We start from the raw sequence: 24,366 nt of genomic DNA, 5'->3' as shown, positions 1-24,366 counted from the left end.
CTTTAATGCGTGCCTTCATAGGCTTCTTCGCCGGCGCCAAGGCTGTCCCGGTCGAGATATTTTCCGGCGCTCTCCTCGCCTTCCACGAATTCGAGGAAGGACCGGTAGAAGAACGCGATGGCCTGCAGGAACACGAGGCCGGTAAAGGCCACCAGAAGCACCTTGAACAGGAAGTAACCGTTGAACCCGTTGGGCGAGAACCCGATGGTCTCGACATTCCAGCGCACCGCGCGGGCCTTCATCAGAAGCCGCTCGATCGTGTCCGAGGCCGAGGGCTTGGGCGTGATCAGGTGGCGCCACATGAAGAACCAGGAATACATCCAGACCAGCACCGCCACCGGCATCATGAACAGAAGCGACCCCGCCATGTCGATCGCGCGCTTGGCGCGGAAGCCCACCGCCGAATAGACCAGATCGACCCGCACATGGCCCGACTGCACGAAGGTGTAGGTCGCGCACAGCGCCACGATGGCGGCGTTGTAAAGCTTGAGTTCTTCGGACCACCACGAGAGGTCCTTGGTGAAGGTGTAGCCGAACGGCCCGACACCGATTTCCGAGACACGGAAGATCCGCTGCAGGAAGACGATCATGATCTGCTGCAGCACCATCAACAGCCCGAACCAGGCGACGGCGCGGCCGATGCCGTTGGCCAGCCCCTCCAGCAGCCGGACCGTGCCCCACATGACCTGCCGCCGCCAGATCCCGACGGCGGTCAGCACGAGGAAAGCCGTGAAGACCACGAAGAAGAATTCGACCGAACCGCCGTAATAGACGACCCGCATGATCGCCTGCTTGTCGGACCAGTCGAGCCAGAGCCCCGGATGGGACAGCGCAAAGCCGAAATTGTAGAAGGCCAGCAGGATGTTCTTGCAGACCCACAGAATGCCGTCGAGCATCCGGTTCTCCCGTTTGCCCCGCCTGTCGTGGCGGGATCGGTGAAGCATCGACGCCCCGGCCCTTGGTTCGGGCCGGGGCGCCAGGTGGTTCGGGCGCGGCCGGGCTCAGCCCAGAACGCGGTTCCGCTGGCGGGTGAAGACCCCCTCCGAAATCTCGATCCAGGCAGCGGAATCGCGCATCGAGGCGACGTAGCTGTCGTAGATCTTCTTGTAGAGCTCATCGCCCATGTACTGGGCAAAGACCTCCTGCGCGGCAGCGCCGAAGGCGTCCCACACGTCGTCGCTGAACTCGCGCACCTGCACGCCGCCCGCCTGCAGCCGCCGCAGCGCCGAGGCGTTGTTCTTCATGAACAGCGACAACGCCCACTGGTTGGCCGAGGCGGTCACCTGCTGGACCGTCGCCTGTTGCGACGGCGTCAGGCTTTCGAAGACCTCGAGGTTCATCGCCAGCGACAGGCCCGGGCCGGGTTCGTGGAAGCCGGCGGTGTAGTAGATCTTGGTGATCTCCTGGAAGCCCGCCTTCTCGTCGGCCCAGGGGCCGATCCATTCAGTGCCGTCGATGGCCCCCGAAGACAGCGCCTGATAGACCTCGGACCCCGGCAGGTTCTGCACCGAGGCCCCGAGCTTGCCGAGGATCTCGCCGCCCTGCCCCGGCATCCGGAACTTGAGGCCCTTGAAGTCCTCGGGGCTCTTGATTTCCCTGCGGAACCAGCCGCCCGATTGCGGCCCGGTATTGCCCGCAAGGAAGCTCTTCAGTCCGAAGATCTGGCCCAGCTCGTTGTGCAGCTCGTGCCCGCCCGAGTGATAGTACCAGTTGTGCAGTTCCTGTGCGGTCATGCCGAAGGGCAGCGAGGCGAAGAACTGATAGCCCGGATGCTGGCCGACGAAATAATAGTCGACCCCGTGATACATGTCGGCCTGACCCGAGGTGACCGCGTCGAACACCTCGAAGGCTCCGACAAGCTCGCCCGCAGCCTTCAGATCGACGGTCAGCTGGCCATCGGTGACGGCGGTGATCTGGTCGGCACAGTACTGCGCGGCGTCATGCACGCCCGCGAGCCCCCGGCCCCAGGTGGTGACCAGCGTCAGCGTGCGCTTGCCCTGGGCATAGGCGGGTGCGGCCAGCGCGGCGGCGGCCGCGGCCGAACCGCCCAGCGCGGACCTGCGCAGAAATGAACGTCGATCCATGAACTCTCTCCTCCCGGTTTCGTGCCCGCCTCCTCGACGGGCGGATCGTTTTAGGTGCGGGCAATCTAGCGGGAGGGTCAGATCAGATAAATAGCCAGAAAGGACGGGGCGCGAACTTTCCTTACAGAATCGCCACGCATTCCGCCCGAAAGTTGTGCAACCGCACCGGGCGGCCTGCCGTACCCCGTCCGGCGCCTGTCTCGATTCGGCGGCCCGCGATCCGGGAGGACCGGGGCCGCCCTGCCGGGATCAGCCGATCACGCGGTCGCGCTGGGCGCGGTAGGTGCCTTCGGAGGCCTGCAGCCAGCTCGACGAACTCCGCATCGAGGCCATGTAGCTGTCCAGCATGCGGTCGTAGATATCGCCGTCGCAGTTTTCCTCCAGCGCCTCCTGCGCGGCCTGGCCGAACGCGTCCCAGACCGGATCGGGGAAGGTCATGATCCGCACCCCTTCCGAAGCCAGCCGCGACAGCGCCGCACTGTTTTGCGACAGGAACATCGACAGCGTCCACTGGTTGCACTCGGCCGCGGCGCTTGCCATGACCTGCTGCTGGAAGGGCGTCAGGCTGTCGAAGAGATCGCGGTTCAGCGCAAGGGACAGCCCCGCGCCCGGCTCGTGGAACCCGGCGGTGTAGTAGATCTTGGTGATCTCGTAGAAGCCCGCCTTCTCGTCGGCCCAGGGGCCGACCCATTCGGTGCCGTCAAGCGCGCCGGTCGACAACGCCTGATAGACCTCGCCACCGGGGATGTTCTGGACCGAGACGCCCAGCTTGCCCATGGCGACGCCGCCCAGCCCCGGCATGCGGAACTTGAGCCCCTGGAAGTCCTCGGGCGTGTTGATCTCCTTGCGGAACCATCCGCCCGACTGGGCGCCGGTATTGCCGACGAGGAACATCTTCAGCCCGAAGATCTCGCCCAGCTCGTCATGGAAAGCCGCACCCTCGCCCTGATAGTACCAGTTGATCTGTTCCTGAGCGGTCATCCCGAAGGGCACGGTCGAGAAGAAGGCGAAGGCCGGGTGCTGGTTGACGAAATAGTAGTCCGACGAATGGTACATGTCGGCCTGCCCCGAGCTGACCGCGTCGAACACCTCGAACGCGCCCACCAGTTCGCCCGAGGCTTTGACCTCGACCTTGATCTGGCCGTCGCTCAGCGCCTCGATCCGGTTCTTGCAGAACATCGCGGAATCGTGGACCCCGGCCATGCCGTTCGGCCAGGAGGTGACCATGGTCAGCGTCCGCACCCCTTGGGCCAGGGCGGGGGCGGCCAGCGTGGTGGCCGCGGCGGCCGAGCCGCCAAGGGCGGAGGTCTTCAGGAAAGAGCGGCGATCCATGGGCAGATGTCCTTTTCTTGGGTCCGCTGCCCCGGGTCGGTCGTCGCTCGGACCGGCCGGAGCCTGCGTGCTGCGCAAAACGGGCGCGACCCTAGCTGCCCCGCGCGGCCCCGGCCAGCCGCCCTGCGTTGCTCATTCCGCATGTCCGCCCTGCGCCCGGCGCAACCCCGGTTTCGCACTTGTGCGCGAGACCCCCATCGATGCGCAACAAACGGAAAGGATTCATTGCCGCAGGGAACTATTCTTCACGATTTTTGCGGTTGACCCCTTCCGGGCAGGCTCCTAATGTCCCGCGCACGCAACGCCAAAGGAGTCCCGCGGCAATGACCCTCGTACTCGTAATTACGGAAGACAGGCGCATGGGCCGGTAACGGCGGACCCAGGGTCCTCCCCATGCGCCCCCGCTCCACGGGGGCTTTTTTATGCGCAAAAGCTGGCGGACAGCACGGAGAACGAAAAGATGACACAGCCCATGACCGGCGCGAAGATGGTGGTTCAGGCGCTCAAGGACCAGGGGGTCGACGTAATCTTCGGCTACCCGGGCGGGGCCGTGCTTCCGATCTATGACGAGCTTTACCAGCAGACCGACATCCAGCACATCCTGGTGCGCCACGAGCAGGGCGCGGTCCATGCGGCCGAGGGCTATGCCCGCTCGACCGGCAAGCCCGGCGTCGTTCTCGTCACCTCGGGCCCCGGCGCGACCAATGCCGTCACCGGCATCACCGACGCACTGATGGACTCGATCCCGCTGGTCGTTCTGTCGGGCCAGGTTCCGACCTTCCTCGTTGGCAACGATGCCTTCCAGGAGGCCGATACCGTCGGCATCACCCGCCCCTGCACCAAGCATAACTGGCTGGTGAAGGACCCCGACAAGCTGGCCGAGACGATCCATCAGGGCTTTCACGTCGCCACCACCGGCCGTCCCGGCCCGGTGCTGATCGACATTCCCAAGGATGTGCAATTCGCCGAGGGGACCTATGTCGGTCCGGTCAAGGCGGGACACGGCCATTACCACCCGAGGGTCAAGGGCGACCGCGAGACGATCACCCGCCTCGTCGAGGCGATGGAAACCGCCGAGCGGCCGATCTTCTATACCGGCGGCGGGGTCATCAATTCGGGCGATGCCGCGACCCAGCTCCTGCGCGAGCTTGTCGAGGCGACGGGTTTTCCGATCACCTCCACCCTGATGGGTCTGGGCGCCTATCCGGCGAGCGGCAAGAACTGGTTGGGCATGCTGGGCATGCACGGGCTTTATGAGGCCAACCTCGCGATGCACGATTGCGACCTGATGATCTGTGTCGGCGCGCGCTTCGACGACCGCATCACCGGCCGGGTGGCCGATTTCAGCCCGCACTCGGTCAAGGCCCATATCGACATCGACCCCTCGTCGATCAACAAGACGATCCATGTCGACCTGCCGATCATCGGCGACGTGGCCCATGTGCTGGAGGATCTGCTGAGGATCTGGAAGTCGCGCGGGCGCAAGGTGAACAAGGAGGCACTCAAGCCCTGGTGGGCGCAGATCGACGAATGGAAGACCGTCGACTGCCTGCGCTACACCCCGTCCGAGACGATCATCAAGCCGCAATACGCCCTGCAGCGGCTCGAGGCGCTGACGCGGCACCGCAAGGACCGCTTCATCTGCACCGAGGTCGGCCAGCACCAGATGTGGGCGGCGCAGTTCCTCGGCTTCGAGGCGCCGAACCACTGGATGACCTCGGGCGGGCTTGGCACCATGGGCTACGGCATGCCGGCCTCGGTGGGCGTGCAGGTCGCCCATCCCGAGGCGCTGGTCATCAACGTCGCGGGCGAGGGATCGTGGCTTATGAACATGCAGGAGATGGGCACGGCGGTGCAATACCGCCTGCCGGTCAAGCAGTTCATCCTCAACAACGAGCGCCTCGGCATGGTCCGGCAGTGGCAGACGCTTCTGCATGGCGGGCGCTATTCGCACAGCTGGTCCGAGGCGCTGCCCGATTTCGTCAAGCTCGCCGAAGCGTTCGGCGCCAAGGGGATCAAGTGTTCGGACCCTGCCGATCTGGACGATGCCATCGCCGAGATGCTGGCCTATGACGGGCCGGTGATCTTCGACTGCCTGGTCGAGAAGCACGAGAACTGCTTCCCGATGATCCCGTCGGGTCGCGCCCATAACGACATGCTGCTGGGCGACGCCGATACCGAAGGGGCGATCGGGACCAAGGGCGCGGTCCTCGTCTGAGCCATGGCGGCGGCGCTGTTACCCTCGCGGCAACGCCCGCACGGGTCGGCGCCTGCCGGCGGCCCGTGGCGGCCGCCGCGGGCCATCGCCGCCGCCCTGCCCTCGGCAATCCTCGCCGCCCGGATCGCGGCGCGGCCCGGGCGCGTCGGGACGCAGACCGCGACGATGTCGGCCCGTTCCGGACCGTGGCACCGAGGGTCGTGCCGGACCTCGTGCCAAGGCCCGGACCGCAACCGCCCGCCGCGTGGCTTCCGCTGGCGGGCATGGCGCTGACCCTGGCGGTCGCGCTATGGCTCGTGCCGCGCGCCCGAAGCCCCGAGACTTCGCCCGGCACCCGGCCGGGCGCAAACGATAACGCCGAGAGGACATGACATGGCTCCGTTGAACATCCAGCAAGGCACCTCCAGACATTCCGCCTATGACCTGCGCGACCCCAATGCCGAGACCAGCGAACGTCACACCCTGGCGGTGACCGTTGACAACGAGGCGGGCGTGCTGGCCCGCGTCATCGGCCTCTTTTCGGGGCGCGGCTACAATATCGACAGCCTGACCGTGGCCGAGGTCGATCACGCCGGCCACAAGAGCCGGATCACCATCGTGACCACCGGCACACCGGCCGTGATCGAGCAGATCAAGGCTCAGCTTGGCCGCATCGTTCCCGTGCACGAGGTCCACGATCTGACGGTCGAGGGGCCGTCGGTCGAACGTGAACTGGCGCTTTTCAAGGTCACCGGAACCGGCGAGAAGCGGGTCGAGGCGCTGCGGCTTGCCGATATCTTCCGCGCCAATGTGGTCGACTCGACGCTGGAAAGCTTTGTCTTCGAAATCACCGGCACGCCCCAGAAGGTCGACGCCTTCGGCGAGTTGATGCGCCCGCTCGGTCTTTGCGAAATGGCGCGCACCGGCGTCGCCGCCTTGGCGCGCGGGAAGTGAGGCCTCGGCACCCGGAACCTGAAAGGATGAAGGCCTCCGGCGGGGTAAGTACCGGAGGCCTTCGGAGCCGGGGGAAATCCGGCGAATGGACCTGTCTCGGACAGCCCTTCCGGGAGGTCCGGGTCGCAGATCCGTCCCGATTCGCGCTATGCGCAACGCGAACCGTCAATCAAGGTTAACACCTGGACCCGGTTCTGGGAACAATCCGGTTGCCGCGAGCGGCAGGCCGCCGGTCCCGCCCTGCCCGTCCCGCCCCTCCCACGTCCCCGCCAAAGGAGCCCGGGCCGCGACCTTTCCAGATTTCCCCGCGCCCGGTAGAATGATGCGACAAACGTGACGACGTATTCGGGGCCGGGCACGGTCCCTGGGAGGAGATATGGTCGCGCGCGAACGCTTCGTCAGGAAAGCGGACTGGGTCCGCTTCCTGGACACCGGTGCATTGCCGGACGATCTCGACCCGGACCTGGCGGCCTCCTGGCTGCGCTCGCGCGACTCGGGCGTTCTGCCCGACCGGCTGACCGCACCGCAGGTCACCGACGAGGTGCTGCAGCGCAAGCGCACGGAAACCGCCGAGTTGCGGCGGCTGGCCCGGGCCGCGCTGCTCCGGGCACGGGCGATGCTGAAGGACACCGGATCGATGATGATCCTGGCCTCGCCCGACTGCATCATCACCGAAACCGAGGGCGATCCGGGGGTGATCGACACCGGCCGCGAGAACCGGCTGCAGATCGGCGGCAACTGGCAGGAAACCAGCATCGGGACCAATGGCATCGGCACCGCCGCGGCCTCGGGGCGGCCGGCCTTGGTGCATGGCATCCAGCATTTCTGCGAAGAGATCCAGCGCTGGAGCTGCGCCGCCGTGCCGGTGCTGGACCCGGTCGACCGGTCGTTGCGCGGGATCGTCGACATCTCGGGGCCGACCGATGTGTTTCTGCCGCAAAGCATGGCGCTGGCGATGGCGGTCGGCGACGAGATCACCCAGGCGCTGGCCCGGCTGATCGGCGAAGAGCGCGAGGTGCTATACCAGCAGTTCATGGGACGCCGCGCGCGCTGGCAGAACACCCACATGATCCTGATCGACCGGCGCGGCGCGGTCCTGCACGACACCCGCGCCGTCTGGTCGAACCAGGCGATCCAGGGCGGCGCCATCGGCGACCGGCGCGAAGACGACTGGGCAAGCGAGATGTCGGACCGGTTCTCGGGCATGGATGGCGAGATCCTGCGCCGCGACGGCCTGCCCATCGGGCTGGTGCTGACGGCCTATCGCGGGCGGCGGACGCCCGTCGAAACCCCCAGCGGCGACCCGTTCGACGCCTTTCTGGGGACAGCGCCCGCGATAGTCCGGCTGCTTGAACATGCGCGCTGCGTGGCGGACTCGGCCGTGCCCGTGCTGATCAGCGGCGAGACCGGCACCGGCAAGGAGCTGCTAGCCCGCGCGATCCACGATGCCTCGGCCCAGCGGCACGGGCGCTATGTGCCGGTCAATTGCGGCGCGCTGCGCGCCGACAGCGCCGCGGGCGTGCTGTTCGAAACCGACGGCTCCGGCAGCGGCGCGGTGGCCGCGGCGCATGGCGGCACACTCTGCCTGGACGAGATCGGCGAGATGCCCGGGGATGTGCAACCCTTCTTGCTGCGGGTACTGGAAGACGGGCTGACCCGGGCGCGCAGCCCCGATGCGCCGGAACGATCAGAGTTTCGGGTGATCGCGCTGACCCATCGCGACCTGCCCCGGGACGTGGCCGAAAACCGGTTCCGGCGCGACCTGTTCCACCGCATCTCGACGATCCAGTTCCGGCTGCCGCCGCTGCGCGACCGGACCGAGGACATTCCGCTGCTGGCCCAGCATTTCCTGTCCCAGGCTGCCGCCGAGGCCGGGCGCCGGGCGCCGGCGCTGACCCGGGCCGCACGCGAGGCCCTGATGGCCTATCCCTGGCCCGGCAATGCCCGCGAATTGAGAAACGACATGCAGGCGCTGGTGCTGTTCTGCGGCCGCGGCGTGATCGACGCCGAAGACCTGCCCGAAAAGATCCGGACCCCGGCCGCCCCCCTGCCCCGGCCCGAACCGGACGAGCGCACCCGCATTCTTGAGGCGATGGCGGCAAGCGGCGGCAACATGTCGGCCACTGCCCGCCGGCTCGGGATCGCGCGCTCGACGCTCTACACCAAGCTCGCCGCCTACGGCCTGACCCGCCCCGAGGACTGACGCACGGGGACGGACCTTCGGGGTCGCCCCCACAAGACCGCGCGAATCGGTCTGCCCACACCCTCCGAAACCTGTTCGGACCTGTCCGGCACCTGTCCGGACAGCCGGACACATCCTGTCCGGACGGCTCTCCCTTCGCCCCCGGACAATGCCGCCCGAAACCCTGCCTTAACGAATATGACTGTCCGGCGGCCACGCCAGCGCCGGACAGGGCCGGTACCGACGCCCGCTCGCATAGTCTGACCGGACGGCGTCCCGAGACGGCGCTGAAACGGGAGGAAACACGCATGACACAGACCGCACGGAACGCGCGGTCGGTTCAGGTGCTGGGCATCGACGCCGGCGGCACCATGACCGACACGTTCTTCGTCGATGCAGACGGCGACTTCGTCGTCGGCAAGGCCCAGACCACACCCGCAAACGAGGCGCAGGGCCTGCTGGAATCCAGCCGCGAGGGGCTCGAACACTGGGGCCTGACGCTGGAGGATGCGCTGCGCAACATCCAGACCGGGGTCTATTCCGGCACCGCGATGCTGAACCGGGTGGTGCAGCGCAAGGGGCTTCGGGTCGGGCTGATCGTCAATGCGGGGATGGAAGATTTCCACCGCATGGGCCGCGCGATCCAGGCCTATCTGGGCTTCGCCTACGAGGACCGCATCCACATCAACACGCACTATTACGACGACCCGCTGGTGCCGCGCGACCTGACCCGAGGCGTGGCCGAGCGGATCGACATGATGGGCAAGGTGGTGATCCCGCTGAACGAGGAGTCGGCCCGGACCGCCGCGAGCGATCTGATCGCCGAGGATGTCGAAGGCATCGTGATCTCGCTTCTGCATTCCTACAAGAACCCGACCCACGAACGCCGGGTGCGCGACATCGTCGAGGACGAGGTCAAGGCCAGCGGTAAGACGATCCCGGTCTTTGCCTCGACAGACTACTATCCGGTGCGCAAGGAAACCCACCGCACCAATACCACCGTGCTCGAGGCCTATGCCGCCGAGCCGTCGCGCCAGACGCTGCACGGCATCTCGGGCGCCTTCAAGGATCACGGGTCCAAATTCGACTTCCGGGTGATGGCGACCCATGGCGGCACCATTTCGTGGAAGGCCAAGGAACTGGCGCGGACCATCGTGTCGGGCCCGATCGGCGGCGTGATCGGCGCCAAGTATCTGGGCGAGAAGCTGGGCTACAAGAACATCGCCTGTTCCGATATCGGCGGCACCTCCTTCGACGTGGCGCTGATCACGCAAAGCGAGCTGACGATCCGCAACGATCCCGACATGGCGCGGCTGGTGCTGTCGCTGCCGCTGGTGGCGATGGACTCGGTCGGCGCGGGTGCGGGCAGCTTCGTGCGGCTCGACCCCTATACCAAGGCGATCAAGCTCGGCCCCGACAGCGCGGGCTATCGCGTCGGCGTCTGCTGGGCCGAAAGCGGTATCGAGACGGTCTCGATCTCGGATTGCCATGTGGTGCTGGGCTACCTGAACCCCGACAACTTCCTCGGCGGACAGGTCAAGCTGGACCGCCAGCGCGCCTGGGACGCGATCAAGGTGCAGGTCGCCGACCCGCTGGGGCTGTCGGTCGAGGATGCCGCGGCCGGGGTGATCGAGCTGCTCGATGCCGAGCTGCGCGACTACATGCGCTCGATGATCTCGGGCAAGGGCTACAGCCCGGGCAGCTTTACCTGCTTCAGCTATGGCGGCGCGGGCCCGGTCCACACCTATGGCTATACCGAAGGCCTGGGCTTCGAGGACGTGATCGTGCCGGCCTGGGCCGCGGGCTTTTCGGCCTTCGGCTGCGCGGCGGCCGATTTCGAATACCGCTATGACAAGTCGCTCGACATCAATATCGACACCGATGCCCACGAGGCCGACAAGGCGTCCCAGGCCAAGGTGTTGCAGGCCGCCTGGGACGAGCTGACCGAGCGCGTTCTGGAAGAGTTCGAGCGCAACGGCTATTCCGCCGACAAGGTCGAGCTGCAGCCCGGTTTCCGGATGCAGTATCGCGGGCAGCTGAACGACCTGGAAATCGAAAGCCCGATCGCCTCGGCCGCCGGCGCCGACGACTGGGACCGGCTGGTTTCTGCCTTCAACGACACCTATGGCCGGGTCTATGCCGCCTCGGCCCGCTCGCCCGAGCTGGGCTATTCGGTGACCGGCGCGATCATGCGCGGCACCGTCCCGATCCCGAAACCGAAGATCCCCGAGGAACCCCTGCACGACGCCACCCCGCCGCGCGAGGCGCGCACCGGCACGCGGCAGTTCTACCGCAAGGGCCGCTGGGTGGAGGCCCAGCTTTACCGGATGGAAACGCTTCTGCCCGGCAACCAGGTCGTCGGCCCCGCGATCATCGAATCCGACGCCACGACCTTCGTCGTGCCGGACGGGTTCGAAACCTGGCTCGACGAACACCGCCTGTTCCACCTCAAGGAACTGTGACGCGCGAAAGGGAGGACATCACATGAACATCCAGACAGATATCAAGGGCATCGTCCGCGGCGGCGAGACCCTCAAGCAGCACCGCGACAAGATCATGGAGGCCACCAAACGCAGCGGCCATTATGCCGGGCTCCGCCACATGGAGCTGCGGGACGAGCATCCGATCAAGTACAACAAGCTGTTCTCGCGGCTTCGGGCCGGTGTCGTCGATGCCCGCGAGACCGCCAAGAAGATCGCGGCCTCGCCCATCGTCGAGCAGGAGGGCGAGCTGTGCTTCACCCTCTATAACGCGGCGGGCGACAGCATCCTGACCTCGACCGGCATCATCATCCATGTCGGCACCATGGGGGCCGCGATCAAATACATGATCGAGAACGGATGGGAGACCAATCCCGGCGTCAAGGACCGGGACATTTTCTGCAACAACGACAGCCTGATCGGCAACGTCCACCCGTGCGACATCCACACCATCGTGCCGATCTTCCACGAGGGCGAGCTGATCGGCTGGGTCGGCGGCGTGACCCATGTGATCGATACCGGCGCCGTCGGTCCGGGCTCGATGACCACGGGCCAGGTCCAGCGCTTCGGCGACGGCTATTCGGTGACCTGCCGCAAAATCGGCGAGAACGACACGCTGTTCCGCGACTGGCTGCATGAAAGCCAGCGCGCGGTGCGTACCACGCGCTACTGGATGCTCGACGAACGCACCCGGGTCGCGGGCTGTCACATGATCCGCAAGCTGGTCGAGGAGGTGATCGCCGACGAGGGGATCGATGCCTACTGGCAATTCGCCTATGAGGCGGTCGAACATGGCCGGCTGGGGCTTCAGAACCGGATCAAGGCGATGACCATTCCGGGCACCTATCGCCAGGTGGGCTTCGTCGACGTGCCCTATAGCCACGACGACGTGCGCGTGCCCTCGGACTTCGCCAAGGTCGATACGATCATGCACACGCCGTCGGAGATGACGATCCGCAAGGATGGCACCTGGCGGCTCGATTTCGAAGGCTCGTCGCGCTGGGGCTGGCACACCTACAACGCCCATTCGGTCAGCTTCACGTCCGGTATCTGGGTGATGATGACCCAGACCCTGATCCCGACCGAGATGATCAACGACGGCGCCGCCTACGGCACCGAATTCCGCCTGCCCAAGGGCACCTGGATGAACCCCGACGACCGGCGCGTGGCCTTCGCCTATAGCTGGCACTTCCTGGTCTCGTCCTGGACGGCACTCTGGCGGGGGCTCTCGCGCAGCTATTTCGGACGCGGCTATCTCGAAGAGGTCAATGCGGGCAATGCCAATACCTCGAACTGGCTGCAGGGCGGCGGCTTCAACCAGTATGACGAGATCCATGCCGTGAACTCGTTCGAATGCGCGGCCAACGGGGTCGGTGCCACGGCGGTGCGCGACGGCATCAGCCACGCGGCGGCGATCTGGAACCCCGAGGGCGACATGGGCGACATGGAGATCTGGGAACTGGCCGAGCCGCTGGTCTATCTCGGCCGCCAGATCAAGGCCTCCTCGGGCGGCGCGGGCAAGTATCGCGGCGGCTGCGGCTTCGAGAGCCTGCGCATGGTCTGGAACGCCAAGGACTGGACGATGTTCTTCATGGGCAACGGCCATATCAGTTCCGACTGGGGGCTGATGGGCGGCTATCCGGCGGCCTCGGGCTACCGCTTCGCCGCGCATGACACCGGGCTGAAAGAGAAGATCGCCAGGGGCGAGCCGATCCCCTGGGGCGGCGATACCGACCCCGAGAACCCGGTCTGGGACGGGATGCTGGAGGGTGCCCGGATCAAGCGCGACAAGCAGGCCATCACCACCGAGGAAATGTTCGCCGATTACGATCTTTACCTCAACTACATGCGCGGCGGCCCGGGCTTCGGCGACCCGCTCGACCGCAAGCCCGAGGCGGTGGCGGCCGATGTGAATGGCGGCTACCTGCTCGCGCGCTTTGCCGACAGCGTCTATGGCGTCGTGCTGGCCGAGGGCGAGCGCGGCCGGGTGGTGGCCGATCTGGCCGCGACCGAGGCGCGCCGTGCCGAGATCCGGCAGGAGCGGCTGGCACAGTCGGTGCCGACCCGCGACTGGATGGCGGGCGAACGCGAAAAGATCCTGGCCAAGGAGGCGGGCACCCATGTCCAGCAGATGTATGCCGCCTCGTTCAAGCTCGGCCCGAAATTCGAACGAGATTTCCGGGCGTTCTGGAACCTGCCGGACAGCTGGCAACTGAAGGAGGCCGACCTGCCGATCCCGTCCTACGGCAAGGACTATTCGATGGACCTGTCGGAACTGCCCGACGTCACCATCGTCAAGCTGGTCGAGGAATGACCCAACCGGGGCGCCGGCCGACCCCGGCGCCCGTTTCAGAAAGGGAGGAACAGACATGGCCTATACCGAAGCCAAGATCCGCGATCTCGTGGACGGCACCATCGACCAGGACGCGCTGCATCAGATGCTGTCCATGCCCAAGGATCAGGAAAGGTTCGAAATCTACCTCGGGATCCTGCAAGAGCAGGTCCCTTGGGACGATCGCATCATCCTGCCGCTGGGACCGAGACTTTTCATCGTCCAGCGGGCCGAAGACAAGAAATGGGTGATCCGCAGCTGGGCCGGGCACGATTTCTGCGACTGGACCGAGAACTGGAAGCTGCATGCCAAGGTCCGGGTCCGCGACACGCCAGAGGCGATGGAAAAGCTCTATCCCAAGCTGATGGCGCCCTCGACCGGCTGGCAGGTGATCCGCGAATACTTTTGCCCGCTCTCGGGTGACCTGCTGGACGTCGAGGCGCCCACGCCCTGGTATCCGGTGATCCACGATTTCGAACCGGATATCGACACCTTCTATCGCGACTGGCTCGGCCTCGAGGTGCCCGAGCGCGCCTGACCGAGGCCCCGGCCGCGCCGCGGCCCCCTTTCCGAAGGGGGCCGCATTGCGCCCCGCCGAACCTTACCGCAAGGCGAAAGAAAGTCGCCGCCAAGTTGTGCAAACAGCTTGACCCGCCGCCCTCCCCGCCTTTTCATTGTCCTGACCCATCAAGGGAGGCTTGGGCCGTGTCGATGCTTCTGAGCGATCTGCGCACCACCTTAGGCTATCTGCTTCAGGCCGCCCTTTGCCGGGTGTTCGGACCATTGCGCCCCAAGGCGCCGCCACGTCCCGATTACAGCGCCGTCTATACCTCGCCGGAGTTTACCGTCGAGCGGTTCGGGAAATGCCAGAAGGGCAGCTATATCGAGGTCTATCGGCCGAAGACGCCCTGGCTCGGGCAGAACGGACGCCCCAAGGCGGTGATCTTCCTGCACGGCTTCGTGCTGGGGGCGTCGCAGATCTACCGCGCTCATCTCGAACACCTCGTCCGTCAGGGCTATACCGTCTTCTTTCCGAACTTTCAGACCGGGTTCTGCAGCTTTCCCGCCAGAGGGCTGATGACCGTGGCCGAGTTGCTGGACGAGGTCTTCGGCGACGGGTTGCGGCCCTCCCAGGAGAAATGGATGCGGAACGCGCTGGCCAGCGTCACCGATGCCTATGCCCAGGTCGGCTTCGGACCCGATGTCGCGGTCGATACCTATGTCTATGGCCATTCGCTGGGCGGACTCTTCGCGCTGAGCTGGCCCTGGTACGTGACCCAGGACGGCCTGCCCGCCAATCTGATGCCGCTGCAGGTCGTGACTGCCGACCCGATCCCCAGCAGTTCCGCCGCGTCGGCGCCGGGCCAGATCGGCCTGGCCCTCGACCGGTTGCAGGACGATGTGAACCTGAGCGTCACGGGAAAGGCACTGACCATGCCGGTCGCAATCCTGCATGGCGACGCCGACTGGATCGTGCCGAAATCCGAATGGGATATCCCGTTCGGTGCCATCGCCACGGATCGCAAGCGCATGTACCTGTCGCAGACCGATACCCATGGCTGCCCCGGACATTTCGCCAATCACGAACAGGCGACCGACGATACCAGCTTTTTCCGCCCGCTTCTGTCTTTGTTGCTGCTCGACGGCGTTGGCGCCGAAGACACGCTGGACTGGCGCTATCTCTGGTCTGCGCTCGACCGGGTCATCCGCGAGGGCACCGAGGCCGACCGTCTGGAGTTCGACCTGGGTCATTGGTCCGACGGCCGCCCTGTACGCCCGGTCAAGGTCTATCTTTCGGGCGACGCGGCCTGAACCCGGCCTGGGATACACCGAGGTCGCTCGAGGTCTCGGGATCTTCGTCCGGGCGGCCGCGTGCGAACTTGCCCGATGCCAGAGACGCGCGTCGCGGTCTTCTTCGTCCGGCTCATCCCGCGCAATCGCAAACACGGCTCCGCACGGAATTGCCGAACGGCGGCGGGAGCCGGTCGATGCCTTTCCCAAGCCCGCACCGATCCGCCTGAAGGTTCCGGCATCTCGGACCGCTCCTTCCGAGCGCTGACGCTCTGCGAACGGTCCGAGACCCGCTGCCCGCTCACCGGCGTGCAGGCTCAGAAATCCTGCCAGCCGCTGTCGTTCACGGCCCGCTTGGGCGCAACCATCGTGGCGGATGACGGGCGATCGGGCGTGTAGGTGGGCGCCGACGGGCTCCGCGGGCTGGTCAGCACGGGGCCGCTGCCCTTCAGACGGAACCGGGCGACGAGGCTTTGCAGATTGCCCGCCTCCTGCTTCATCGTCACCGCGGCGGCGTTCGCCTCCTCGACCATGGCGGCGTTCTGCTGGGTGACCTTGTCCAGTTCGTTGATCCCGACATTGATCTCGCCAAGCCCCACAGACTGTTCCTGCGCGCCGGTCGCGATCTCGCCGATCAGCACGGCGATGTTGCTGACGCGCTCGACGATGTCGGTCAGCGCCTCGCCGGTCCGGTTCACCAGCGCCACGCCGGATTCGACCTGATCGGAACTGGACGAAATCAGCGTCTTGATCTCTTTCGCGGCCTCGGAGGACCGCTGGGCCAGCGCCCGAACCTCGGAGGCGACCACGGCAAAACCCCGTCCCGCCTCGCCCGCGCGCGCCGCCTCGACGCCCGCGTTCAGGGCCAGAAGGTTCGTCTGGAACGCGATATCGTCGATCACGCCGATGATCTGGTTGATCCCGTCGGAGGATTTCTTGATCTCCGACATCGCGCTGATCGCTTCCTTGACCACGAGGCCCGACTGTTCGGCATTGCCGCGTGCCTCACGCACCACGTTTTCGACCTGGGCCGCGCCGTCGGCGGCAGCGCGCACGCTGGCGGTCATCTCGTCCATGGCGGCGGCGGTCTCTTCCAGCGTGGCGGCCTGGTTCTCGGTTCGGCGCGACAGGTCGTCAGAGGCGCCGCTGATTTCCTCGGCGCGGGTGGTGATCTCGGTCGAGTTCTCGACGATTTCGCCCATCAGCGCGTTCAGCGTGTCGACGGTGGCGTTGAAGTCCTGACGCAGCTGTTCGTAGGCCGGCGCGAAGGTCGTGTCGATGGTCCGGGTCAGATCGCCCTCGGACAGCGCTCGCAGCCCGACGCCCAGATCGGCCACCACGCGTTCCTGTTCACGGCGGTCCTCCTCGCGGGCAGCGGCGAGACGCTCCGAATCGGCCAGCTTGTCACGGAACGCGGACAGGTTGCGGCCGAGGTCGCCAATTTCGTCGTGGCGCTTCGCGGCCGGGATTTCCGTATTGTAGCGGCCATCCGCGACATCGCTCATCGACCCAACGAATGCCGCCAGTGGCCGGGTGACACTGCGCACCAGCACGGTCGACACGGCGATCAGCAGCAGCATGCCGACGATCAGCGTGATGATCGACGCCATCCGCATGCTGGCCAGTTCGGCATTGATGTCCGACACATAGGCACCGGTTCCGACCAGCCAGCCCCAGGGTTTGAACTCCTGCACCGAGCCAAGCTTCTTCTCGGGGTCCGTCTCGCCGGGTTTCTGGAACCAGTATTCCACCGTGCCCGCCCCGTCGCGCAACGCGACCTCGCGCATTTCCTGAAAGAGTTTCAGCCCCTTGACGTCCGCATAGTCAGATTTGTCGGTCCCGACCCATTCCGGCAGCGTGGCGTGCGCCTTCACGATGAGGTCGTTGTCGAGCGCGAACAGGTACCCCGACTCGCCGAAACGCAGCGTCTCGAGAAGCTGTCGGCCCCTCGCCTCGGCCGCCGCTCGGTCCATTTCTCCGGCTTCCACCTTCGACTGAAGATCGTCTAGAAGCGAGATCGCGGCATCCGTCATGCCGTGAAGCTCGATCTCGCGCATCTGATATGCGTTGTCGACGGCGCGCGAGAGCAGAAGGACCGACAGCACGATCGACAGCGCAAGCGCTACGATCACAATCAGATAAATGCGGAACGGGATCCGGTACAGGAAGGCGGGCATGCGTGCTACCTCGAATTGTGCAATGCTGCGCGGTATACCGCAAACCGTTTAGAAACTCTCTTAAAGTTCAATTCTAGGTAAATGCAGAATGACTTTTGCCGCAGAACGCGCAGCTTGGCCACGGCCTCCCTTTTCTCCTTTGTTTTTATTGTCTTATTGACTCCAATACGGATCTCCCCGTCGCCCGGATGACTTCCCGCCCCCCTGCAATTCTTCGGGAGCCATACCAGTCCGGATCGAGCCAGCCACCAATTGCCTCTCGATGCACATTCCTCCTCCCGCCCGGGCCCATCGCGCGGTCACAGCCAGAGCCTTTGCCGGACGCAGTCGCCAAAGGATCGCAGCCGGACGATCAGACGCAAGCGACAGGCGGAACGACAAAGGCCGCCCTTGGGGCGGCCTGCGTTCCTCGGAGGAACAGTGAGACCTCGGCCGACGACGACGCCCCTAGCGGGACGGCCCCGATACGGCGACCGGAACCTCGTTCTGGGCAAGCGCGACCGCCAGATCGGGATCGGCCTTGATATCGGCCAGCTGATAGCGCTGGGTCAGCGCTTTCGGCGAAAGCTCGATGTTCTTGGCGACATTTGCGCCCGGCGCGGACGGCCCGTAGGTCTGACCGTTCACCGAAAAATAGACCGAGCCCGAATTGCCGGCGCGCAAGGTCGGCGGCTCGTCCGTCCGGGGCAGCACGTAGCTTTCGCCGGCATTCAGGATCTTCTCGAGCAGTACGGTGCCGTCCGCCGCCGAAACGCGAACCCAGGCAGGCCGCACGGCCAGAAGCGCCAGTTCGGGCGTTGCGTCGGCCGCCACGACCTGAACAGGGCGCGTCCCGGAGCCAGCCGCGCCTGCCTGAGCGACGGTCAGGCTCGGCGCGCCCGCACCGGCCTCGGCCAGCGCGCTGGCAACGGCGCGGTCGAAGGCCCGGTCGGGACGACGATCGCTGGACAGAACCCCGATTTCGCCGGGATCGATGGTGGCGATCGGTCCGTCGCGGGCGACCATGACCGGGCGGTCGAGAGCTTGCGGCCGATAGAGACGGTCGAGCGCCTCGACCGACGGGGGCGTCGCGGGGGTTTCGTCCGACAGCGGATCGGCCTCGGCCACCTGAAGCGGATCAACATCGGCGATCAGGCCCGGCTGATCGTCGAGCGGCGCGAGCTGCACCTGCTGGATCTCCGTCAGCACCGACCAGCCACCGTAACCCAGCACCGCGATCAGCGACAGCAGCACCAGCATCGAGCCAATGGCACCGGGCTGCACCTGGGAAAACAACGCGGGACCGCGCGGCACGAAGATCGCATTGGGGTCGGCCAGCGGATCGCGCGGCTCGGAAACCGACTTGCGGCGCGACGCCTGGGGCCGCGGCGACGCCGCCGCATCCATGGCGTTGACAGTGGCGAAATCGCCCTCTTCGCAGAAGCGGCGATAGGCCCATTCCGGGTCGAGCCCCAGATAGCGGGCATAGGACCGCACATAGCCAGCGATGAAACCGGGCGTCTCGAAGGCCGTCGGATCGGCGTTTTCGATGGCGGCGATGTAAGTTGCGCGGATCTTCAGTTCGCGCTGGACGTCCAGCAGGGACTTGCCGAGCGTCGCGCGCTCTCCCCGCATGACATCCCCAAGACGCAATTCGAACGCATCGAAACCTTTAGGTGCGTCTTGCGAGCCCTCAGCCGCGCGCGGCTGCCTGCGCCTGATCATGGAACCGCCCTGTGCCTGCCTTCGTGTCCTCGATGAGGCGGCGATCCGTGGAATCGCCGCCTCTTTGACGAAACATTATCACAAGCGCGGGAGCGGTACACCCGCAGTTGGATCTATGCGGTGAGTTCGGCGCGATTCAGCGCACATTGGGCCCAAAGCTCGTCCATTGCGCGGATCAGGGCATCCATTTGTTCCGGCGTATGAACCGGCGACGGCGTGAACCGCAGCCGTTCGGTGCCGCGCGGCACGGTGGGGAAGTTCACCGGCTGCACGTAGATGCCGTAACCCTCGATCAGCATGTCCGAGATGCGCTTGGTGTGGACCGGATCGCCGATGATCAGCGGAACGATATGGCTGCCATGGTCGATCACCGGCATGCCCAGCCCCTTGAAACGGGCCTTCAGCACGCGGGCGCGGTCCTGATGCTTGTCGCGCAGCGCCTGGTCGGATTTCAGGTGATGCACCGAGGCACAGGCGCCAGCGGCGATGGCCGGCGGCAGCGAGGTGGTGAAGATGTAGCCCGGCGCATAGGACCGCACGGCATCGCACATCTTGGCCGAGGCCGCGATATAGCCGCCGAACACGCCAAAGGCCTTGGCCAGCGTGCCGTTGATGATGTCGATGCGGTGCATCAGGTTGTCACGCTCGGCGACACCGGCGCCGCGGGGGCCGTACATGCCGACCGCATGGACCTCGTCGATATAGGTCAGCGCGCCGAATTCGTCGGCCAGGTCGCAGATTTCCTCGATCGGGCCGAAATCGCCATCCATCGAGTAGACCGACTCAAAGGCGATCAGGATCGGGCGGCCCTTCTCGATGCTTTCCAGCACCTGACGCAGATGCGCCATGTCGTTGTGGCGGAAGATGTGCTTGTCGCAGCGGCCGCGGCGAATGCCCTGGATCATCGAGGCATGGTTCAGCTCGTCCGAGACGATGACCAGATCCTTGAACAGCACCGGCAGGGTCGAGAGCGTCGCGTCATTGGCCATGTAGGCCGAGTTGAAGACCAGCGCGGCCTCTTTCTGGTGCAGGTCGGCCAGTTCGGCCTCGAGACGGCGGTGATAGACCGTGGTGCCGGAAATGTTGCGGGTGCCTCCCGACCCGGCGCCGGTGGCCGAAATCGCATCCTGCATGGCGGCGATCACCGTCGGATGCTGCCCCATGCCGAGATAGTCGTTGCCGCACCACACGACGATGTCCTGGTTCTCACCGTCCGGACGGCTCCAGACCGCCTCGGGGAACGCGCCCTTGCGCCGTTCGATGTCGATGAAGGTGCGGTAGCGTCCCTCTTCATGCAGCCGGTTGATGGATGCGTCCAAAGCAGCGGTATAATCCACCGGGTCTCTCCTTTTTCTAGGCCCCGCAAGGCCATCGAGGATTTCCGTCACGCCCCGCCCTGCGGAACCTTCCGGGTCCTTCTGCGTTCAGGGGTCACCGACCGACCCCTCTGGCGTTCCGTCCGTCCCGGCCGGGAGCGTCCGAATTGCCGTTTCCGTTTCCGGTCCGTTTCTCTTATGCGAAAAACGGCGGATATCGAAGCGTGATGCTGCACAAAATTTCAGCCGATCCTCGCTTTTGCGTCAGCCTTCCCGGGCCAGGCGTTCCGATCGGAAACAGGGTTTCTGAGGTCCACCGATACCCGGGCAATATGGCACGATTCGGTCTGAAGGAGCGTTCGCGCACACCACCCGTCCGTCAGCTTAGCGACAGTTTTCGCGTTTGAACATTGATTTCTGTCAATTCAGGTGGACAGAGCGACTGTAAGTCTGGCTAGACAGCCTCACCGGAAAGGCCATCTGGCGGCGTCCGGGACCCGCCCCTGTCTAGCGGGTCCAGAGAGACCATGCCCCGCAGGGCCAAGCCTCCGTCTCAGCGATCCTCGACCGCCACCCGACAATCGGACGCGCCGGAGGCGCTGGTACAGGCGTCGAGCGCCTGAGCCGCCGCGTCGGGCCCCTTGCGCACCACCCAGCGGCCGGTCGATTCCGAAATCGCCATGGCGCGCGGGCCGCCCCGCCGGCCGTAGTCGGAGCGCAACCCTTCGGTCGCATCGGCCGAGAGCTGCAGCGCCCGCGGCTCCCAGCCTTTCGGCCGGATCTCGGCCGCGATCACGCAAGGCTTCCCATCGGGCTTGCGGGCGGCGTCGCAGCCCTTCAGCGCCGCGGCGCGGGCCGACTCGACGTCGTGATAGTTGGCCGCGGCGAGCGTCGCCTCGGAAATGAGCCCCTCGCTGGGCGCGACGGCGATGGCCCCGTAATAGGGCTGCTGCTCGCCCGCGAAGACCAGCCCCTTGCGGTCGGCTTCCGACAGGAAAGGCAGGTCGATCACGGTGACCTCGGCACCTTTCGGCTTGAATGCCAGCTTGCGCGCGGCCTTGCCGTCGACCGGTCCGGCCGAGGCCGCGACGGCGGCGCCCAGCCCGAGGGCAACTCCAAGCGAAATCCCGAGAATCCGCGCGGGAAGACGGGTTTGACCCCGGCGCGGCCCGGCCTCTGCCCCTTGCTGCCCCGCGTTTTCGTTCCTGCAATCCATGTCCCACCTCCTGTCAAGACGACCGCCCGGTGACTCTAGTCCTCCCGGCGGCGGCCTGCCAGCCCTCCGGCCCCTGCCCCAGACCCCCTCTGGACACCCCCCACCGGCCTGCTAGGGTCCGCGCAACCCCCGCACCAGAAGGAGTCCGCGATGAGCCTTGACCCTGTTCTTTCCCGTATCGACGCCGATCTGCCGCAGGCGCTCGACCGGCTGATGGCGCTGCTCCGCATCCCGTCGATATCGACCGATCCGGCCCATGCCACCGCCTGCCGCGAGGCCGCCGAATGGATGGTCCGCGATCTTGCCTCGATCGGCTTCGACGCCGAGATCTGCCCCACGCCCAAGCATCCGATGGTCGTCGCCAAGGGCGGCTCGACCGGACCGAGCCTGCTCTTTTACGGTCACTACGACGTGCAGCCGGTCGACCCGCTGTCGCTCTGGCATCGCGACCCGTTCGATCCGGCCATAGAGGAGACGCCGAAGGGCAAGGTGATCCGCGCCCGGGGCGCGGGCGACGACAAGGGCCAGCTGATGACCTTTCTCGAGGCGTGCCGCGCCTGGAAGGCGGTGCATGGCTCCCTGCCCGCCCGCATCACCGTCTTTCTTGAGGGCGAAGAGGAATCGGGGTCGCCCTCGATGGTGCCCTTCCTCAAGGAGAACGCCGACCGGCTGAAGGCCGATCTCGCGCTGATCTGCGACACCGGCATGCTGGGCGAGGCGACCCCCACGATCGTCACCATGCTGCGCGGCCTCGTGGGCGAAGAGATCACCATCACCGGCCCGTCCAAGGACCTGCATTCGGGCATGTATGGCGGCCCCGCGATGAACCCGATCCGGGTGCTGGCCCGGATCATCGCGGCACTGCATGACGACACCGGCCGCGTGACCGTGCCGGGCTTCTACGACGGGGTGCCCGAAATGCCCGAAGAGATTCTCCGCCAATGGGCCGGGACCGGTTTCGACGCGGACCGGTTCCTGGGCGAGGTCGGGCTTTCGACCCCGGCGGGCGAAGACGGCCGGTCGGTGTTGGAAATGCTCTGGGCGCGCCCGACCTGCGAGGTGAACGGCATCTCCGGCGGCTACGAGGGCGCGGGCTTCAAGACGGTGCTGCCGTCCAGGGCCTCGGCCAAGATCAGCTTCCGGCTCGTCGGCACCCAGGACCCGCTGAAGATCCGCGAATCGTTCCGGAAGATGGTGCAGGACATGCTGCCGCCCGACTGCACCGCCGAGTTCGCCCCCCACGGCGCCTCGCCCGCCTCGGTGATGGACATCGCCGATCCGGCCTTCGAGAAGGCCCGTCGGGCGCTGTCGCAGGAATGGCCCAACCCGGCGGCCTTTGTCGGCTCGGGCGGATCGATCCCGGTGGCGGGCTACTTCAAGACGCTTCTGGGGATGGAGTCGATGCTGATCGGCTTCGGCAAGGATGACGACGCAATCCACTCGCCGAACGAGAAGTACGATCTCGAGAGCTTCCACAAGGGCATCCGCAGCTGGGCTCGAATCCTGGCCGCACTCGCCGACTGAGCGGCCCACCGAGGCAGCCCCCCGGCCGGGAGTGTTTCCGGTCCGGGGCAGACAGCGGGGCCGACCACCGCGGCCCCGCGGACGGCGGAACCGATGCGAGCCCCTGGCGCACCACCACGACCGGCCGGACGAAATACCCCTTCCGCACAGCCCCGACCGCGCCGCGCGCCAGCGCGGCGCCCGGCCCAACGGGATGCGGCGGCAGAAAGGCCGCCAAAGACGGGCGGGAGCGCCCGGCTTCTTTCGTCCGGATGAACGAAAAATATCAGAACTTAAAGAAGTGGCGCGGTTGACGGGGCTCGAACCCGCGACCCCCGGCGTGACAGGCCGGTACTCTAACCAACTGAGCTACAACCGCAGCGCCTTCCGGGCTCGCCCGGCGTGACGTGCCTTTTATTGACGCCCAGAGCCCCCGTCAAGCGCCTCCGGCCGCAAATCTTGCCCCCGCCGCGCGGGTTTTTTTATCCGCCCCGCCGCAGCTCGCAAAAAGCCGGGCCGCAAGGCCACGCCTCGCCCCGCAATGGTCGGCGAACCGCGTCCGACCCTTGTGAAGACCGCGGCGGTCTCGCAAGATGCGACTGTCGGATTCCCCCTGCTCTCCCCGCGAAAGGCCCCCCGCCGTGACCGACCTCCTCGTCCGTCCGCTCCGCCCCGAGGACGCCACTGCCTGGCGCGGTCTCTGGGCGGCCTATCTCGACTTCTACGACACCTCGGTCCCGGCCGAGACCTATGACGTCACTTTCGCGCGGCTTCTGCATGGCGGCGATCCGAACATGGGCTGCCGCCTGGCGCTGAGCGGCGGTCAGGCGGTGGGGCTCGTGCATTTCATCTTCCACCGGCATTGCTGGAAGCCCGAGAATGTCTGCTATCTGCAGGATCTCTACGCCGATCCCGCCATGCGCGGCCGCGGCGTCGGCCGGGCGTTGATCGAGGCGGTCTACGCGGTGGCCGATTCCCGGGGCACGCCTTCGGTCTACTGGCTCACCCAGGACTCGAACGAAACCGCTCGACAGCTTTACGACCGGATCGGCCAGCCCACCCCCTTCGTGAAATATGTCCGCGGCTGACGCCCGCCGC

The 24,366-nt window shown here is 66.2% G+C and carries 16 protein-coding genes and 1 tRNA gene; 9 read left to right on the top strand and 8 right to left on the bottom strand.

The window, feature by feature from the left end; genetic code table 11:
* Positions 1–2: 2 nt before the first annotated feature.
* The 3 genes from BYZ73_RS02975 to BYZ73_RS02965 form a co-directional block, all read right to left on the bottom strand.
* Complete coding sequence (locus tag BYZ73_RS02975) at positions 3–896, bottom strand: TRAP transporter small permease subunit (protein WP_112314850.1); 894 nt, start codon at positions 894–896, stop codon at positions 3–5.
* A 105-nt stretch (positions 897–1,001) separates the two neighbouring features.
* Positions 1,002–2,084, bottom strand: a complete 1,083-nt coding sequence (locus tag BYZ73_RS02970) for a TRAP transporter substrate-binding protein (protein ID WP_112314849.1) — start codon at positions 2,082–2,084, stop codon at positions 1,002–1,004.
* Positions 2,085–2,333: 249 nt separating this feature from the next.
* On the bottom strand, positions 2,334–3,416 hold the full coding sequence (locus BYZ73_RS02965; protein ID WP_112314848.1) for a TRAP transporter substrate-binding protein: 1,083 nt from the start codon (positions 3,414–3,416) through the stop codon (positions 2,334–2,336).
* Positions 3,417–3,876: 460 nt separating this feature from the next.
* Between BYZ73_RS02965 and BYZ73_RS02960 the strand changes: the two genes are divergently transcribed.
* The 7 genes from BYZ73_RS02960 (at position 3,877) to BYZ73_RS23500 (ending at position 15,373) form a co-directional block, all read left to right on the top strand.
* Positions 3,877–5,634, top strand: a complete 1,758-nt coding sequence (locus tag BYZ73_RS02960) for an acetolactate synthase 3 large subunit (RefSeq protein ID WP_112314847.1) — start codon at positions 3,877–3,879, stop codon at positions 5,632–5,634.
* 372 nt (positions 5,635–6,006) lie between these two features.
* Entirely contained in the window at positions 6,007–6,567 is a 561-nt protein-coding gene (gene ilvN, locus BYZ73_RS02955; protein ID WP_108022709.1) for an acetolactate synthase small subunit, read from the top strand.
* Positions 6,568–6,943: 376 nt separating this feature from the next.
* Positions 6,944–8,770, top strand: a complete 1,827-nt coding sequence (locus BYZ73_RS02950) for a sigma-54-dependent Fis family transcriptional regulator (RefSeq protein WP_112314846.1) — start codon at positions 6,944–6,946, stop codon at positions 8,768–8,770.
* Between the two features lie 287 nt (positions 8,771–9,057).
* Positions 9,058–11,211 (top strand): hydantoinase/oxoprolinase family protein, encoded by a 2,154-nt coding sequence (locus BYZ73_RS02945; RefSeq protein ID WP_112314845.1) that lies wholly within the window; start codon positions 9,058–9,060, stop codon positions 11,209–11,211.
* A gap of 22 nt (positions 11,212–11,233) precedes the next feature.
* Complete coding sequence (locus BYZ73_RS02940; RefSeq protein ID WP_112314844.1) at positions 11,234–13,543, top strand: hydantoinase B/oxoprolinase family protein; 2,310 nt, start codon at positions 11,234–11,236, stop codon at positions 13,541–13,543.
* Between the two features lie 55 nt (positions 13,544–13,598).
* Entirely contained in the window at positions 13,599–14,099 is a 501-nt protein-coding gene (locus BYZ73_RS02935; protein WP_112314843.1) for an acetone carboxylase subunit gamma, read from the top strand.
* A gap of 167 nt (positions 14,100–14,266) precedes the next feature.
* Positions 14,267–15,373: an alpha/beta fold hydrolase domain-containing protein gene (locus tag BYZ73_RS23500; protein WP_215731060.1), complete on the top strand. Its 1,107-nt coding sequence runs from the start codon at positions 14,267–14,269 to the stop codon at positions 15,371–15,373.
* Positions 15,374–15,669: 296 nt separating this feature from the next.
* Here BYZ73_RS23500 and BYZ73_RS02920 read toward each other — a convergent pair whose 3' ends face one another.
* The 4 genes from BYZ73_RS02920 to BYZ73_RS02905 all read right to left on the bottom strand — a co-directional run bounded on the left by BYZ73_RS02920 (position 15,670) and on the right by BYZ73_RS02905 (position 21,765).
* Positions 15,670–17,529 (bottom strand): methyl-accepting chemotaxis protein, encoded by a 1,860-nt coding sequence (locus BYZ73_RS02920; RefSeq protein WP_112314842.1) that lies wholly within the window; start codon positions 17,527–17,529, stop codon positions 15,670–15,672.
* 447 nt (positions 17,530–17,976) lie between these two features.
* Entirely contained in the window at positions 17,977–19,233 is a 1,257-nt protein-coding gene (locus BYZ73_RS02915; protein ID WP_108027050.1) for a helix-turn-helix domain-containing protein, read from the bottom strand.
* Positions 19,234–19,346: 113 nt separating this feature from the next.
* Positions 19,347–20,570: a 5-aminolevulinate synthase gene (gene hemA / locus BYZ73_RS02910; protein WP_112314841.1), complete on the bottom strand. Its 1,224-nt coding sequence runs from the start codon at positions 20,568–20,570 to the stop codon at positions 19,347–19,349.
* A 532-nt stretch (positions 20,571–21,102) separates the two neighbouring features.
* Complete coding sequence (locus BYZ73_RS02905; protein WP_245943030.1) at positions 21,103–21,765, bottom strand: 5-aminolevulic acid synthase; 663 nt, start codon at positions 21,763–21,765, stop codon at positions 21,103–21,105.
* 150 nt (positions 21,766–21,915) lie between these two features.
* On the opposite strand from BYZ73_RS02905, the gene BYZ73_RS02900 reads away from it, so the two are divergent.
* Complete coding sequence (locus tag BYZ73_RS02900) at positions 21,916–23,289, top strand: M20/M25/M40 family metallo-hydrolase (protein ID WP_112314840.1); 1,374 nt, start codon at positions 21,916–21,918, stop codon at positions 23,287–23,289.
* 281 nt (positions 23,290–23,570) lie between these two features.
* Here the strand turns inward: BYZ73_RS02900 and BYZ73_RS02895 are convergent.
* Positions 23,571–23,647, bottom strand: a tRNA-Asp gene (locus BYZ73_RS02895).
* 262 nt (positions 23,648–23,909) lie between these two features.
* On the opposite strand from BYZ73_RS02895, the gene BYZ73_RS02890 reads away from it, so the two are divergent.
* On the top strand, positions 23,910–24,356 hold the full coding sequence (locus BYZ73_RS02890; RefSeq protein ID WP_425451057.1) for a GNAT family N-acetyltransferase: 447 nt from the start codon (positions 23,910–23,912) through the stop codon (positions 24,354–24,356).
* Positions 24,357–24,366 lie beyond the last annotated feature (10 nt).

The sequence above is a fragment of the Rhodovulum viride genome (assembly GCF_003265965.1).
GTDB classification, from domain to species: Bacteria; Pseudomonadota; Alphaproteobacteria; order Rhodobacterales; family Rhodobacteraceae; genus Rhodovulum; species Rhodovulum kholense.
The sequence above is the reverse complement of the archived record's forward strand: the minus strand, read 5'-3'. Positions and strand labels throughout refer to the sequence as shown.